The organism is Acetobacter persici (assembly GCF_018256955.1).
Classification (GTDB): domain Bacteria; phylum Pseudomonadota; class Alphaproteobacteria; order Acetobacterales; family Acetobacteraceae; genus Acetobacter; species Acetobacter persici.
In genome coordinates, this window is record NZ_JAERKU010000002.1 from 217,194 (window position 1) to 232,358 (window position 15,165).

Below are 15,165 nucleotides of genomic sequence, written 5' to 3' on the forward strand. Positions count from 1 at the left end.
ATATCACTCTTTGCCCGGCTTGTGTGCGGTGTCTTGGCAGCTTTGCTGCCAGCGCAGGGCGGTCAGCCCAGCGCCATCAGGCTGGCATTGCCGCCTGCGGCCGTGGTGTTAATGCTGCGGCACTGTTCTTCCACCACACTTTCCGGCGCAGGCAGACCGGCTGCGGTGAGCCATGCGGAGGCAATGGGGCGGTTGCTTGTGCTGAGCGCCTTGCGGGCCTCGGCAAAGGCCGCATCATCCTGTTCACCCAGCACAATGGCGCAGGGTTCATCCTTTGCGGTGCTGACGGGGCGGATTACCAGTTGCAGCGCATCTGGCAGGCCCGCAATCCAGCCGGTCAGGCTTTTGTCAGCCAGAACAAGGGCTGCGTTATCGCCTGACAGGGCGAGGGAAATCTGGTCATACAGACCGGCTTTTGTCTGGGCGAGGCACAGAATATTGCCGCGCCGCGTCAGGCTGTACAGGTTGCTTTCCCCCACTGGTCCGGGGAGGGTGATCTGCCCGCCCACCAGTGTCTGGCGCGTCAGCGCTGCGGCGGTGGCGGCGGCTTTACTTTCCCCCTGCTCCCGCAGCCAGTCGGTCCAGCGTGCCATGGTGGCGGGGATACGCCCGCGCACCAGCGGCGGCAGGGCCGGAGCCTGCGCCAGCAGGCGGCGCAGAATCAGCGGGCCGCCTGCCTTGGGGCCGGTGCCGGACAGGCCCCGGCCGCCAAAGGGCTGCACGCCCACCACCGCGCCAATGGTGTTGCGGTTGACGTAGAGGTTCCCGGCATCAATGCGGGACAGCACATGCTGCACGGTGGATTCAATGCGGGTGTGCAGGCCAAAGGTCAGGCCGTATCCGGTCTCGTTAATGCTGGAAAGCACGCTATCCAGCGCGCTGCGGGAGTAGCGCAGCACATGCAGCACGGGGCCGAACACTTCGGGGCCGATTTCCCGGATGTTGGCGACTTCAATCAGCGTCGGGGCAACAAAGCTGCCCTCGGAGCAGTGTTCCGGCAGCGGCAGCGCATAAACCGGCGCTTTTTTCTGGCGGAAGCTCTCCACGTGTCTGGTAATGCCCTCAGCCGCTTCTGCCGTAATAACCGGCCCGACATCGGTGGAGAGCAGAGCGGGGTTGCCAATCCGCAGTTCACGCATGGCTCCGCGCAGCATGGTCAGCACATGGTCCGCACAGTCTTCCTGCACACACAGCACACGCAGGGCGGAGCAGCGCTGCCCGGCGCTGTCAAAAGCGGAGGCGACAACATCTGTCACCACCTGCTCAGCCAGAGCGGAGGAATCAACAATCATGGCGTTCTGGCCACCAGTTTCCGCAACAAACGGAACCGGCTGGCCGGTGTGGGTGCGGCGGCTTTCAAGCTGGCGGTTGATGATCTGCGCGACCACGGTAGAGCCGGTGAACATCACGCCGGACACGCGCTCATCCCCCACCAGAGCGCCCCCAATATCCCCTTCGCCCGGCAGCAGTTGCAGCGCGGCGGCAGGTACGCCTGCCTCATGCAAAATCCGCACGGCGAGGGCGGCAATCAGCGGTGTTTCTTCCGCCGGTTTGGCCAGCACCACGTTGCCTGCGGCAAGGGCTGCGGCAATCTGGCCGAGGAAAATAGCCAGCGGGAAGTTCCACGGGCTGATACAGGCCACCACACCCAGCGGGGTATGGGTTGCGTTATCAAAATCCCGCGCAATGGTGGCGGCGTAATAGCGCAGGAAGTCCACGGCTTCCCGCACTTCCGCAACACCATTGGGCAGGGATTTTCCGGCCTCGCGGGAGAGCAGGGCCAGCAGTTCATCCCGGTGGGCTTCAAGGCTGTCAGACGCTTTGACAAGGATATCCGCGCGGGCCTGCGGGCTGAGCCCGGACCATTCGGCCTGCCCTTTGACAGCAGCCTCAGCAGCTTTCTGCACGATTTCCGGCGTGGCGTATTCCACCGTGCCGACGCCATCCTGCCGGTTGGACGGATTGGTGACGGACTGTGTGTTTTTACCGGGTTTGACGCCCACAACCATCGGGCCAGCCTGCCAGGGGCCGGAGGCTTTGGTCAGGCCCGTCAGCAGCTCCGACAGGACGGAATCATCCGCCAGATCAGTCCCGGCGGAATTGCGGCGCTCCGCCCCGAACAAAGCGGGCGGTTTGAGAATATCCGGGTGAGACGCGCCATAAGGCGTAAAGCCATGCGCGACGTCTACCGGGTCCTGCACCAGACTGGACACCGGAATGGCGGCATCCCCGATCTGGTTGACGAAGGAGGAGTTTGCGCCGTTTTCCAGCAGACGCCGCACCAGATATGCCAGAAGGGTTTCATGTGTGCCAACAGGGGCGTAAATACGGGCAGGGCGGTTGAGTTTGCCAGCGCCCACAACCTGTTTGTACAGTGGTTCCCCCATGCCGTGCAGGCACTGGAATTCATAGGAGCCAACGTCAAATTTCTCACCGGCCAGTGTGTAAATGGTGGCAAGTGTGCGGGCATTATGCGTGGCAAATTGCGGGAAAATGACATCTCGCGCGCCCAGCAGCTTACGGGCGCAGGCAATGTAGCTGATGTCTGTGTGGGCTTTGCGGGTATAGACGGGGAAGTCTTTCAGACCTTCAACCTGCCCTTTTTTAATCTCGCTGTCCCAGTAAGCCCCTTTGACCAACCGCACCATGATGCGATGGTTGCTGCGGCGGGCGAGGTCGATAATGTAATCCAGCACATACGGGCAGCGTTTGCCGTAGGCCTGCACCACAAAGCCGATCCCGTTCCAGCCTTCCAGCCCCGGCGTGTGGCACAGGGCTTCCAGCAGATCGAGCGAGACGTCCAGACGCTCGGTTTCTTCCGCATCAATATTGAGGCCGATATCATATTTACGGGCCAGCAGAGTGAGGTCCTGCACAACCGGCAACAGTTCCGTCATGACCCGCTCATGCTGCGCGCGGACATAGCGTGGATGCAGGGCGGACAGTTTGATGGAAATGCCGGGGCGTTCATACACATTCGCCCCCTGCGCGCTCCGGCCAATGGCGTGAATGGCGGTGATGTAGTCCTGTTTGTAGCGCTCGGCATCCTGCGCGGTGAGGGCGGCTTCCCCCAGCATGTCGTAGGAGTAGGAAAAACCGATCTCTTCCAGCTTGCCGCTGTTGGCGCGGGCTTTTTCAATTGTTTCGCCCAGCACAAACTGTTCGCCCATCATGCGCATGGCGGCATCGACCGCTTTGCGGATGACGGGTTTTGTGCCCCGGCTGACAAAGCCGAGCAGGGCGGAGGTCAGGCTTTTATCATCCTGCGGGGTGACGAGTTTGCCAGTGACAGCCAGCCCCCATGCGGCGGCATTGGCAAAAATCGGCGTGCTGCGGGAGACGTGGGAGAGCCAGTCTCCTTCCCCGATCTTGTCCCGGATCAGCGCGTCCCGCGTTGCGGTATCGGGAATGCGCAGCAGGGCTTCAGCCAGACACATCAGCGCCACGCCCTCGGCGGAGGAGAGCGCAAATTCCTGTACCAGACTTTCCACAATGCCGGGTTTGCGCTCAGCGCGCAGGGCCGTGGCAAGACCGGCGGCGAGATCCGTCACGCGCTGGCCTTCAGCGGTGGACAGGGTGGCATCGGGGGTCAGTGCGGCAACGCACGCCTCTTCCGGCTGGCGCATGGCGTGGATAATGGCCTGACGCAGCGGGCTTCGGGAGGCGAATGCAGGCGCAAAAGAGTCTGATAAAGACATGGCATGAATTCCGAACAGGACAAGCCGGACTTCACCTGAGAGCAGGGGACTCAGGAAGTTTTGGCTCCATAACGATTTTTCCTCGTTACACGATATTATATGATTTGCAAAATCATATAATCACCGCGCAGCCAGTCGCCTGTTTCCACGGGTTTTCTGCGGGGGGCAGACCAGTGCAGACTCGTCTGTCTTGTGAGGTGAGGGCTTTGCAGACGCCTTTGTCTGCCAGAAGTTTAGCCTGCTTTGTTCAGGCTGCTCTGCTTGCGGAAAACCTCTGCGGAAATGTCCGCGGCTTCCAGAATATGGATGCGGGTCAGGCGGGCGGCGAGGTCCGCATCCCGCGCGCGGCAGGCTTCCAGAATGGCCAGATGCTCGGTGTCTGTCACGGTCTTGCGGCCTTCAAGCACCAGATGGCAGCGAATATAGCGATCCAGCCGGTTATGCAGATCATCAATCATGCCCAGCAGGCGCGGCTTGCGGGCGGCGGCGTAAATGGCGTTATGGAAGGCGCGGTTCAGCGCGCCGGAGGGGCGGGTGGTGTCCGGGTTGCGGGTGCCTTCCACAAAGGCCTCATACGCATCTTCTATATGCGCGAGGTCCACGCGCGTCATGTTCGCCACGGCGTCCCGCGCGGCCTGTTCTTCCAGCAAAGCGCGGATCTGCGAATATTCCAGAATATCCGCGGCATCCAGCCCCATGACCATAGCGCCCCGGTTGGGCTGGAATGTCACCAGTCCTTCTGCTTCCAGATGTTTTAAGGCTTCCCGCACGGGAATGATGCTGACCCCGAACCCCGAGGCGAGTTCAGACTGCGGCAGCGCCTGCCCGGCGCGCAGGGTATCGGCCAGAATGGCTTTGCGCAGAGCGTCGCAAATGGTTTCCGATGCCTTGCCGTGGCCTGCAAACTCGGTCTGGCGAAAAAGACTGGCCGGCAGCATGGGCGGCGGCTCCCTTCAGATCATTTCTGACTCGTGACTATCTATCATAGTCAGCGGAGGCCTTCTGTCCAATCAGTTTGCAGAAAGCTGCCGGAACAGGGGGTTGGGCGGTTTGGTCACACTATCGTGATCATCACGAAGCGGCGGTCTGGGGGTGTTTGAGGAGAGGGCGGTGTGCCTTGCGCAGCGGGAAGAATGATGCCGGGTTTCTGGACGGAAAAGGTCACAGCGCAAGGCGCGTGTATGGAAGAAATGGATGCGGTGCAGGACGTGGCCCGCGACCCGAAAATTCCTCTGTTATCAGGATATTTAGTCATCTTTCCAAACCGGATGCGCTCTGCGGTGCCGGGGCCTCTCCGGCCAGCCAGTCCGGGCGGCGGGCGGGATGGGGCAGAGGGCAGGCGTGCGTCCCGCTTCTGTTTTGCCTGCGGTCTGCGGTCTGGCCGCAGGAATGTGGCGGGCAGGCTGTGGGCTGCCATGCTCTTGGTGCGCAGGGGGCTGGCTTGATCTTTCCTGAATTTGCAGGCCAGTTTGGCGCATATTCCGCTAGGGAGATTCTGAATGAAACTGATTTCCGTACGTGCCCTGTCGGCGCTTGCTGTTACAACAATGCTGGCTGGCGCGCCGCTGTTTGCTCACGCTGCCGATACCCCGGCTCCCGTCTCCAAAGGGGGTGAGCAGGCTGAAACTGGCGTTAAAACTGCAACGCTGACCGACACGGACCTGTCCGGTTATGTTGGTTCCATCAACCCGGCTGAAGTCGGTGGTCTGCTGAACTACTGCACCCAGAACAACTACGTCGCTGATTATGACGACGCCTTCAAGGTGCTCCAGTCCTATAATCAGAAAACCAATGCTGTGCCGGACGGTCAGGAAGGCAACATGTTCTATGCCCGTGGCACGGCAGGCCAGTTGCAGGCCAATGGCAAAACCTACTCTATTGCCACGTCCAGCATCCCTGTGCGCCAGAAGACCTGTAAAGCTGTTCTGGATCGCGCCAAGGCCGCTCTGTAAGGCATGCCTCAGGCCATTTGCACCGGGCGGGGTTAAGCCGCGCCGGGTGTAAAAAGCCAGAGCGGGAAAGGGTCAGTCGGATAGCGGCTGGCCCTTTCTGCGTTTTATGGAATAATTTTAATATTTCCGATCAAGTGGCTGTGCCTTTCCCCCTTGCTCCTGATGTGATCAAAACCATTCTGTCCCTGCAATCAGACACAGCAGGGCGCAGAGTATCAAGGGAGCGGAACGAGCGTGTCAGAAGCGTTTGAAGCTCCGGCTGGAGCAGGGCTGACAGCCGGGCAATACAAAGACATGGTGCTGAAGGCCGGGCAGGAGCCTGACGCCTTCTGGCTTGAGCAGGCCCGCAAGCTTGTCTGGCATGTTCCGCCGCAACAGGCGTCCCGCTCCGATTTTACGGGTGATGTGCGTGTTGACTGGTTTTCTGACGGGTATCTGAACGTTTCGGAAAACTGTCTGGACCGGCACGTCCGCACCCATCCCGATAAGCTCGCGCTGATCTGGCAGGGGCAGGACGAGGACCAGAAGGAGAGCCTGACCTATCAGGAGCTTCATGCCCGTGTGTGCCGTCTGGCCAATGTGCTGCGGCGTCTGGGCGTGAAGAAGGGGGATTGCGTCGCGATCCATCTGCCCATGGTGGTGGAAGGGATTATCGGCATGCTGGCCTGCGCCCGGATTGGTGCGGTGCATGTTGTGCTGTTTGGCGGCTTCTCGGCGGAGGGGCTGGCCGAGCGCCTGAGTGACAGCGGTGCCGTGCTGGTGCTGACAGCCGATGTGGCGCGCCGGGGGGACAAGCGCATCCCGAGCAAAACCATCATGGACGAGGCCATTGCGCGCTGCGGGGCGGAAAGCCGGGTGCGGCATGTTCTGGTTGTGTCGGTGACCGGGGCGGATGTGCCGATGCAGCCGGAGCGGGACCTGTTTTATACGGATGAGGTCGCGCAGGAGCAGCCAGACTGCCCGGCAGAGAGCATGAGCGCGCAGGACCCGCTTTTTCTGTTGTATACGTCCGGCAGCACCGGGCGGCCAAAAGGTCTGGTGCATGGCTCCGGCGGATATCTGGTCTGGGCCGCGTTTACCCACGCCACCGTGTTTGACCATAAGCCGGACGATATTTTCTGGTGCACGGCGGATACAAGCTGGATTACCGGCCACACTTATGTGGTCTATGGCCCGCTGGCCAATGGCGGCACCATTCTGGTGTATGAAGGTCTGCCCTCATGGCCCGCGCCGGGCCGCTGGTGGGATGTGATCGACCAGTATGGCGTAACCGTTTTCTATTCCTCCCCCACAGTCGTGCGGGGCGTCATGCGGGAAGGGAATGATGTGGTGCGGAGCCGCTCACTGGCCAGCCTGCGCGTGATTGGCACGGTGGGGGAACCGATCAGCCCGGAAGCCTGGCAGTGGTTCCATGATGAAGTGGGTAAAGGCCGCTGCCCCGTGGTGGATACCTGGTGGCAGACGGAAACCGGCGGCGTGATGATTACCGCTGCTGCGGGCTGTGTAACGCCGCGCCCCGGTGCGGCCTGTCTGCCGCTGCCCGGTGTGCGGGCCACATTGCTGGACACCCAGGGTCAGGTTGTGGACGGGGCGGGGGAAGGCCTGCTGTGCATGGCGGCGTCATGGCCGGGGCAGGCGCTGTCCATCTGGAAAGATCATGATCGTTTCCGCCAGACCTACTTTACCACCTGTCCGGGCTATTACTTTACGGGCGATGGCGCGCGGCGGGAGGCTGACGGCTATTACTGGATTACCGGCCGCGTTGATGATGTGGTGAATGTTTCCGGCCACCGGATTGGCACGGCGGAAATTGAAGATGCCGTGGCGATGGACCATGAGGTGGTGGAGAGTGCCGCCGTGGGTATTCCGCATGACCTCAAAGGTCAGGGGCTGGTGGTGTTTGTCGTGCCGAAGGAGGAAGGCGTCTTCCATCCATCCGCTGTAAACCGTGCCGTAGCCGAAGGCGTCGGGCGTTACGCTGTGCCTGAGAAAATCTATGTGGTGCGGGATCTGCCCAAAACCCGGTCTGGCAAAATCGTCCGCCGCCTGCTGCGCAAGATCGCAATGCATGATCTGGAAGGGCTGGGGGATTTGTCCACTCTGGCTGACCCTGAGATCGTGCCGGAACTGATTACTCAGGTGAAGGCGCAGGATGCCTGAGGTTTTCGCCCGGTAAAAGGGGAAAGGCTTTTAGATCAGCACTGGCAGACGGTATTTTTTCTCTGCGCGAGACTTGCTCACTACAGAAAACGGGGGCTGGCGGTTCTGCCAGCCCCCGTTTTTTTCTGAGTGCCCGTCAGGATGGCACCAGATTATTTGGTGTCGGTGCCCGGAGCCGGAACGAGCTGCGCACGCACTTCACCATGCGGGTGGGCGGCGGTGCCCAGACCCACAAACAACTGACCATGACGATACAGATCAATCTGGTCGGCGCTGAGTGTCAGGGTGCCGGTCAGCGGGGCAACATACGGGCCTTTCAGATCCGCAACTTTTTCCGCTGTTTTGGAAAGATCCTTCGCCGCCATCAGTTCAGCGCCGGTCACCGGGCCGGAAAGGTTATTCCACGTGATGGTGTAGCTGAGCTGATTGTTTTCAGTTTCCAGCGTGGCGCGGACACCGCCGGTAACGCGGGACGGCGTGGCTTTTGCACTGGCAAAATGGCCTTCGGTCTGGATGGTTTCCGCGTGGGACAGGGCTGGCGCAAAAGCCAGAGCACCGGTCAGAAGAGCAGCGCTAAGCGTAAAATGTTTTTTTGAAATCATAGTCGTCTCCTGTGAAGTATAATGTGTCTTACAGAAGATCTAAACGCGCTTTATGGCGCCGGGTTCCCTGATATATTTTTAAAGGAGTTCTGAGCGAACACATATCTGTGTTGCTCAGGGTCTCTTTTTTTATTGGGAACCCGGATCTGAATAGTCCGGATGGACCAGTTATTCGGTTTCAGGCTGCGGGATGGGAGCAAAACGCGGCACGCCGTTTACGGTTTCCTGCCACATGGCCAGAGGCCGCACCCAGTAATCCCCTCGGGCTTCACTCCGGTAGGTAACAAGCCATTCCTCGGTCTCGCTGTGGCGCCCGACACAAATCACGGTATAAAGTCCGCCTTTATAATGTCGGTACGGGCCGGGGCGCGGATGGTCGGGTTCGGGTGTATCGAGAATGTTGGGGTCGTGCGTTTTCATGGTAGTCTTCTGTTCCACAGCTTGCGGGGGGATCGCAACCTTGAACCGACATGTTCTTTCAGGCCGGGCGCTGGCTGCTCTCGCCGTGCTGGCCCTGAGCGTGGCACCCGGTTACGTGGCAGCACGCGCAAAGACAGGCACACACACCAGCAGCACGCATAAAGGCCATGCCAGCAAGGCCACGGCATCGCAAAGCGGGGACCCGGTTATCATGACGAGCCAGCCCGGCACGGCGCTGGATAAGGAAGCCCGTATTCTGAACGCGGATGATCTGGCCTCCGCCGCCCGCCACCATGAAAAACCGCTAGTGCTGATCGGCTCGGCCCCCCTTTCTGCCAGCGGGAAAAGCATAGGCCTGTTTGTGCAGGTGCAGTCAGCCAGCCTGTGCGGGTCTGCCGGATGCTCAACAGACGTCTATTTGCAGCAGAAAGGCCGCTGGGTGAAAGTTCTGGATTCCGTCAGCGGGCCGATCACGCTCGGGCCGTCTTCCCACGGGATCATGAAAGATATTGTGGTGGACGGGTCTGACCGCTGGGTCTGGAAAAAAGGCGCGTATGCGGACACGCTGGTGGCGACGGACCTGCCGGGCTTTAAAACCTCCATCCGCCGCCATCAGGCGGCTATGAAGAAAAGCGGCCACCCCGTTTCTGAATAACACACAACACGAGTTTGACCGCCTTAAGAGCCAGTCCAGCCTCATTTGTGCGCGGACTGGCTCTTAAGGCCCAAAAACGGAGCGAGTATGCCGGAAAACAGGCCTCCCCCCACATCTGCTGGCAGCCTTTGGCGCACGGTGCTGAAAACACTCTGCACTGTAGGGCTGACGGCTTTGCTGATCAGCCTGCTGCGCGAAGGGCTGAGTTTGCTCCCTTGGGTTGACCGCCAGACAGGCCAGCATGTGGGGGCCTCAGTGCTTCAGGTTCTGGCGGCCGACGGCAACGCAAGCCAGCAGCAGATGATTGCGGCAGGCCTTATGGTGCTCTGCTTCCTGCTGGCGATTGTGCTGGTGCGCTGGGGCGAGCGGCTTTTAGACCGCAGGCGCTGAGGGCGCTTCCGCCTCGGCCCTGGCCTGAGACCAGAAAAATGTCAGCTCATGTTTGTTATGCGCCAGATGGCGCAGGCTGCCGCCGGGAATAGCCTCAAAGGCCGCAACGGTCTCATGGTCCGTGTCGCCCTGAAATTTGACGGTCAGCACCATGTTCCGTGTGCGCCCGGACTCAATCCAGCGTCTGGCCAGCGCCAGCAGGCGGGCGGGGTAGGCAATAATATCGGAAAAAACCCAGTCAACTTCCGGGAAGGAGGCGGGCTCCAGCCCGAAGGCGCTGCCTTGTTGAAACTGCACATGCGGCATGGCGGCCACAGCCGGGTCCAGCGGGGCGCGGTCAATGGCCGTCACGTCCGCGCCAAGCTGGGCAATGGCCCATGTCCAGCCGCCGGGAGTGGCTCCCAGATCTAGGCAGGTCTCGCCCGTTTGTGGCCAGCGGCGCAGCAGCGTGCAGGCCTCCCACAGTTTCAGGTAGGCGCGGGAGGGTGGTCCTGTCCGGTTTTCCACAAATTTCGGGGCCCCGTTGATAAACGGGCTGCTTTTGCGGGCTGAGAACAGCATGGTGTTCGGCGTCAGCAGGGTCCACGCGCCAAGGGGGGCGGTGGGCGCAGCCGTCGGGAAGGTCAGCAACGCGGTTTTGATAGGCGGCAGGTTTTCTTCAATCAGGGCAGCGCGGCGGAAGAAATCAGCTGCATACAGACCCCAGTTGCGCTGATGCCCCCGCAGGATTTTTGCCGCCCCTTTAATGGACGGGATGGTGACCTGCTCCGGTGCTTCCCACACATCCAGCGCCCAGGGGGAAAAGACGGACGGCTGGCGGGAGAGCGCAAGCTGCCCATGCCAGCGGTCTATGGTCACGCCGCGCCGCTGGAGATCCTGTTCCAGAACGGCTTCCAGCCCTTCCGCGCCAAGCCATGCGCCACGAATCACGTCTGAAATCCCGTCAGTCATGCGCGCAGCCACCCTGCGGCGAGGCAGAGCCATGAGAGGATGAGAATGCTGCCGCCTGTCGGCGCAATATGAGCCGCGTGCTGGCCTGTCAGGGCTGTGTAATACACGCCACCGCAAAACAGCAGCGTGCCCAGCAACAGGCCGCAGCCGCCCAGTGCCAGCGGTTTTGCCGGACGATCACGCGTTGTCAGCCCCAGAACCAGCAGGGCCAGCCCGTGCCACATCTGCATTTCCAGCGCGCCATGCGCCATCAGGCGGCCGCCGGGGCCGAAATCTGTATCAGGCAGATGCGCGATCAGCGCGCCAGAAATGGTGCCAAAGCCTGCAAGCAAAGCGCCGCAGACACGCCATGAACGGGGGAGACTGGATAATGAAAGCATGATGCCGCTTTATAGAGGCAGAACCGGGCAGGGCGGAAGCGGAAACCTGCCTGAAACAGACGAACCTGAACGGAAGAGGACACCCTATGAGTATCCGTATTGATCGCGTTGTGACCCGTGGGGGGGATGCCGGGCAGACGTCTTTGGGCGATGGCAGCCGCGTCTCCAAGGACAGTGCGCGGATTGAAGCCATGGGGTGTCTGGATGAACTGAACGCCGTGGTGGGGCTGTTACGCAGCCAGACGGCGGCGGAGAGTGCCGCGGCTGCACAGCTGGAGCAGCTCCAGAACTGGCTTTTTGATATGGGGGCTGATCTGTGCCAGCCCGAAGGACCGAAAACACGCCCGGCCAGCCGGATGAACGGAGATTTTCTGGCCTGTCTGGAAAACTGGGTTGAGCAGTGGCGGCAGGCACAGGCTCCCCTGACCAGCTTTGTGCTGCCCGGCGGTACCCCTGCGGCGGCATGGGCGCATCTGGCGCGCACGCACGCCCGCACAACAGAGCGGCGCGTGGTGGCGCTGGCGCAGCTTGAGGCGGTCAACCCGGAACTGCTGAAACTGCTCAACCGGTTGTCTGACTATTTCTTTGTGCTGGCGCGGCATTTTAATCAGGATGGCGCAACAGACCTTGTCTGGACTCCGGCCGCGCAGCGGAAAGGCGTGTAAGAGCGGAATGGTGTTCAGCCTTTTTTAACGTGGCGGGGCAAAAAAGGCCGGGCGGACCGGAAATACCCTGTGATTGAAAACAGGATTGCAGAACTATTTGCAGAACAGACGCTGGAAATATTTTGAAAGGAGAGGTCAAGTGACAAAAAAACTTTGCGTGTTCTTGCTGTCTGCCTCTTCTGAAAATCACGCGGCACAGTCCGCTGCACACTCTGTTGAAGATGTGGGAAGGCAAAAAAAGACGCCGCACCCCCGGAAACCCTTTGAAAACCGGGAAATGCGTGGTAAGCAGGGCCCGCAAACCTGCCTGAGGGCTTTTAAAAGTTAAGGCAGGTCTTTACCAACAAATATCAGGAATCTGTTGGGTTATGACCCACCTTGCCGCAGGTGAGGGAAACATTTTTCGGAGTGTTCTGGCGGGCTCCGGTGCAGAAGCCGGCACCCGCTGCGTGTGACAGATCCGGTTTTTCATGTTTGACAGCGTCAGGAAAGTATAAAGAAGCGTGACTTCCGAATTTATGAAGACACCATCATTTTTATCCACCCCCATGGGTGACGAAAAACGGGACGAGGCGTTTGAAGAAGCCTCCCTGCGCAACGCTCTTGAGCGGCTTGGCGCACCCTCCCGCGCCCGTGCGGGAACACCCCGCCCGGCTGCTGATCCTGCGCAGGGCAAACGCCGCCGTTTTGTAAAAGATGGTGATGTACCAGTAGAAAAACATTCTCTGGCCCGTACAACACCGCGCACGCTGGCCATGCCCCGCACGGCCTCCACATCCCGCGCTGTGCATTTTTCTGAAGAAGATACGACGGAAGTTTCCAGACTGCGCCGTCAGCTTGCGGATGAAAAACTGCGGTTTGAAGATGCGGAACGTCAGGTTGAATCCTTGCAGACTGCCCAGCGCGGGCTTGAGACCCGTCAGGCCCATGCGGATATCATGGTGCGTGAGCTGAAGGCCAAACTGGCCGAGCGTGAGGAAGAACTGACGGAAGCCGGACGTGCCCTGCGCAGCGCCCAGCGCACGGTGGAAACGCTGGAAGAGGAAATGCAGGCTCTGCGAAAAAAGCTTGAAGCCCGCCCGCGTGGTCGCCCGCGTCTGAAACCGCTGGATGATGAGGATGAAGACGAAGTTCTGGTCTCCGCCGAGAGTGACGAACCGCAGCCTGTCAAATGGTGGAAAGACTGAAATCCTGACACATTTTGCAGTAAAGTGCAGGCATGAAGAATAATTCTGTCACGCCAGCGCTTGTCGTTCTTGTGGTTGATGTCGCGCTTGGGGTTGCTTTTGTCCTGCTGCCCCCGGTGGTGATGGGCTTCCTCATGCTGCTGAAAGATGTGTTTGGCGTGCTGATCCTGCCTTTCAGCTTTCTGTTCGGGCTGGCGGGATGGTCATCGGACATGTCTTCTCTGGATAGCGTGATGGGCGGGCTGACCCCCAGCATGTTGCGGCATCCCTTCCGGGCCATAACCGCCGCCGCGTTTATTGCGGTGGGTGGCCTGTGCTCTGTTCTGGCATGCAGCAGCCCGCGCGCCGCGCATGCGGAACGGATTGTCGCCCCCGTTCTGACACTGGCCGCAATCGGGCTTATGGGTCTGGAGGTTGGGGTGGTCCTGCTGCCTGCGCTGCTGCTCCAGCTTTCCGCATTGCGCTACCCGGAAATGGATTTCTTTTCACGCAGGAAATAAATGTGATTTTCCCTATTCTGCGCGTCTTAAAACTGATTTTCTGAAATGACTGTCTGGCTGAAAAAAGCTGCGTCCCTCCTGAAAATACAAGAGAGGCGCGGCTTTAGTTTTCTGGTGCCCGGTGTCTGGTCTTGGTGTTTCCAGTTTTCGGCTTTTAGCCCTCAGGGAAAATCTTGCCTGGATTCATCAGGTTTTTCGGGTCCAATGCCGCTTTGATTTTACGCATGGCATCCAGTTCCGCGCCGCCACGCCATGAGGGCATCATGTAGGTTTTAAGCTGCCCGACCCCATGTTCGGCAGAAAAAGACCCATCCAGCGTGCGGACAATTCCGGCAACCGTATCCATCATCGCATGGTCCTGCGCCAGAAAGGCTTTGGGGTCCATGCCTTCGGGCTGCACCAGATTGAAGTGGATGTTGCCATCCCCGATATGCCCGAACGGGGCGACGCGGATCCCGGGGATCAGCGCCTCACAGGCAGCGGTGGCTTTGGTAATAAATTCAGGAATAGCGGAGAGCGGAACAGAGACATCGTTCTTGACGGACGCTCCGGCGCGCTTCTGGGCTTCCGCATGTTCCTCACGGATCATCCACAACGCCTGACGCTGGCCTTCACTTTCCGCCAGAACGGCGTCCGTCACCAGACCGTCTTCCAGAGCCTGCCCCAGAACCTCTTCCATCAGGGTGCGCAGGCTGTCATCCGCGCGGGGGCTGCCTAGTTCAACCAGAGCATAGGCTGGCGCAGGGGTTTCCAGGGGGAGGGACGCCCCTTCAATCAGGTTGTTGACCAGCGCCATGCTTGTGCCGGACATATATTCAAAGGCCTGAATGGCCGCCGGGTCCTGCTTACGGAAGGCGGCAAACAGGTTCAGCACGGCCTGCGGGTCAGCCAGCGCGCACAGAGCGGTCTCGCGTGAGCGCGGGGCAGGCTGAAGCTGAATGATGGCGGTGGTGATCAGCCCCAGCGTCCCTTCTGATCCGATCAGCAACTGCCGCAGCGCGTAGCCCGTATTGTCTTTGCGCAGGCGGCGCATCAGGTTCAGCACCTGTCCGTCGGGCAGAACGGCTTCCAGCCCCAGAGCCAGTTCCCGCGCGTTGCCATACCGCACGGTGTTGTTGCCCCCTGCGTTGGTGGCCAGAATGCCGCCAATTTCTGCCGAACCTTCGGAGGAGATGGAAAGCGGGAGCATCAGCCCTTCCGCCGCTGCGGCGTCCTGCGCGGCTTTCAGGGTGACACCTGCTTCCACCGTCATGGTCAGGTCGGCATGGTCAATGGTGTGAACGCGCGTCATGCGATTGGTGGAAATGACAACCGTCTTGCCGCTGTTATCCGGGGTGGCCCCGCCGACCATGCTGGTATTGCCGCCCTGCGGCACCATCGGCACGCCATGCTCCGCACACAGGGCCACAGCTTTTGCGCAGTCTTCCGTGCTGGCCGGGCGTAACACCGCCGCACACCGGCCATGATACAGCATCCGCCAGTCTGTGCAGAACGCTTCCGTATCCCCGGCATCGGTCAGCAGGCCGGAGGGGCCGAGCAGATCAGACAGGGCAGTCAGAAGGGCTGGGGGCAGAGACGTGTCGGACATGGTGAAAACCTTGGTCA

The 15,165-nt window shown here is 60.5% G+C and carries 14 protein-coding genes; 7 read left to right on the forward strand and 7 right to left on the reverse strand.

Features of this window, described 5'->3' with window-relative positions; all coding sequences use genetic code 11:
• Nucleotides 1–62: 62 nt before the first annotated feature.
• Nucleotides 63–3,698: a bifunctional proline dehydrogenase/L-glutamate gamma-semialdehyde dehydrogenase PutA gene (gene putA / locus JK199_RS03175; RefSeq protein ID WP_212373834.1), complete on the reverse strand. Its 3,636-nt coding sequence runs from the start codon at nt 3,696–3,698 to the stop codon at nt 63–65.
• A gap of 233 nt (nt 3,699–3,931) precedes the next feature.
• Entirely contained in the window at nt 3,932–4,636 is a 705-nt protein-coding gene (locus JK199_RS03180; protein WP_077930268.1) for a GntR family transcriptional regulator, read from the reverse strand.
• Between the two features lie 561 nt (nt 4,637–5,197).
• On the opposite strand from JK199_RS03180, the gene JK199_RS03185 reads away from it, so the two are divergent.
• Both JK199_RS03185 and acs read left to right on the forward strand, forming a co-directional pair.
• Nucleotides 5,198–5,650 (forward strand): DUF2501 domain-containing protein, encoded by a 453-nt coding sequence (locus JK199_RS03185; protein WP_077930266.1) that lies wholly within the window; start codon nt 5,198–5,200, stop codon nt 5,648–5,650.
• Nucleotides 5,651–5,884: 234 nt separating this feature from the next.
• Nucleotides 5,885–7,810: an acetate--CoA ligase gene (gene acs / locus JK199_RS03190; RefSeq protein ID WP_342356280.1), complete on the forward strand. Its 1,926-nt coding sequence runs from the start codon at nt 5,885–5,887 to the stop codon at nt 7,808–7,810.
• 152 nt (nt 7,811–7,962) lie between these two features.
• On the opposite strand, the gene JK199_RS03195 is transcribed toward acs, so the two are convergent.
• Complete coding sequence (locus JK199_RS03195; RefSeq protein ID WP_086655499.1) at nt 7,963–8,412, reverse strand: CHRD domain-containing protein; 450 nt, start codon at nt 8,410–8,412, stop codon at nt 7,963–7,965.
• Between the two features lie 168 nt (nt 8,413–8,580).
• Complete coding sequence (locus JK199_RS03200; protein WP_025827843.1) at nt 8,581–8,832, reverse strand: DUF1653 domain-containing protein; 252 nt, start codon at nt 8,830–8,832, stop codon at nt 8,581–8,583.
• 40 nt (nt 8,833–8,872) lie between these two features.
• Here JK199_RS03200 and JK199_RS03205 point away from each other — a divergent pair, with 40 nt between their 5' ends.
• Complete coding sequence (locus tag JK199_RS03205; protein ID WP_244984861.1) at nt 8,873–9,487, forward strand: hypothetical protein; 615 nt, start codon at nt 8,873–8,875, stop codon at nt 9,485–9,487.
• Nucleotides 9,488–9,574: 87 nt separating this feature from the next.
• The gene (locus JK199_RS03210; protein WP_212373836.1) at nt 9,575–9,877 is read left to right on the forward strand and encodes a hypothetical protein; all 303 of its coding nucleotides are present in this window, start codon (nt 9,575–9,577) and stop codon (nt 9,875–9,877) included.
• Here JK199_RS03210 and JK199_RS03215 read toward each other — a convergent pair.
• Together JK199_RS03215 and JK199_RS03220 are read right to left on the reverse strand one after the other, a co-directional pair.
• Entirely contained in the window at nt 9,860–10,828 is a 969-nt protein-coding gene (locus JK199_RS03215; protein WP_212373837.1) for an SAM-dependent methyltransferase, read from the reverse strand. The two genes, JK199_RS03210 and JK199_RS03215, sit on opposite strands and share 18 nt — an antisense overlap.
• Entirely contained in the window at nt 10,825–11,208 is a 384-nt protein-coding gene (locus tag JK199_RS03220; RefSeq protein WP_212373839.1) for a DUF423 domain-containing protein, read from the reverse strand. The genes JK199_RS03215 and JK199_RS03220 overlap by 4 nt, the downstream gene beginning before the upstream one ends.
• 86 nt (nt 11,209–11,294) lie before the next feature.
• On the opposite strand from JK199_RS03220, the gene JK199_RS03225 reads away from it, so the two are divergent.
• The 3 genes from JK199_RS03225 (at nt 11,295) to JK199_RS03235 (ending at nt 13,560) form a co-directional block, all read left to right on the forward strand.
• On the forward strand, nt 11,295–11,873 hold the full coding sequence (locus JK199_RS03225) for a cob(I)yrinic acid a,c-diamide adenosyltransferase (RefSeq protein ID WP_212373841.1): 579 nt from the start codon (nt 11,295–11,297) through the stop codon (nt 11,871–11,873).
• A 503-nt stretch (nt 11,874–12,376) separates the two neighbouring features.
• A complete protein-coding gene (locus JK199_RS03230) occupies nt 12,377–13,060 on the forward strand; it encodes a hypothetical protein (protein ID WP_237388685.1) in 684 nt (227 codons plus the stop codon).
• 32 nt (nt 13,061–13,092) lie between these two features.
• Nucleotides 13,093–13,560 carry a hypothetical protein gene (locus tag JK199_RS03235; protein WP_086655492.1) on the forward strand — a complete coding sequence of 156 codons (468 nt, stop codon included), beginning with the start codon at nt 13,093–13,095 and terminating at the stop codon, nt 13,558–13,560.
• A 154-nt stretch (nt 13,561–13,714) separates the two neighbouring features.
• Here the strand turns inward: JK199_RS03235 and JK199_RS03240 are convergent, their stop codons facing one another.
• On the reverse strand, nt 13,715–15,148 hold the full coding sequence (locus JK199_RS03240) for an FAD-binding oxidoreductase (protein ID WP_212373842.1): 1,434 nt from the start codon (nt 15,146–15,148) through the stop codon (nt 13,715–13,717).
• Nucleotides 15,149–15,165: the final 17 nt, after the last annotated feature.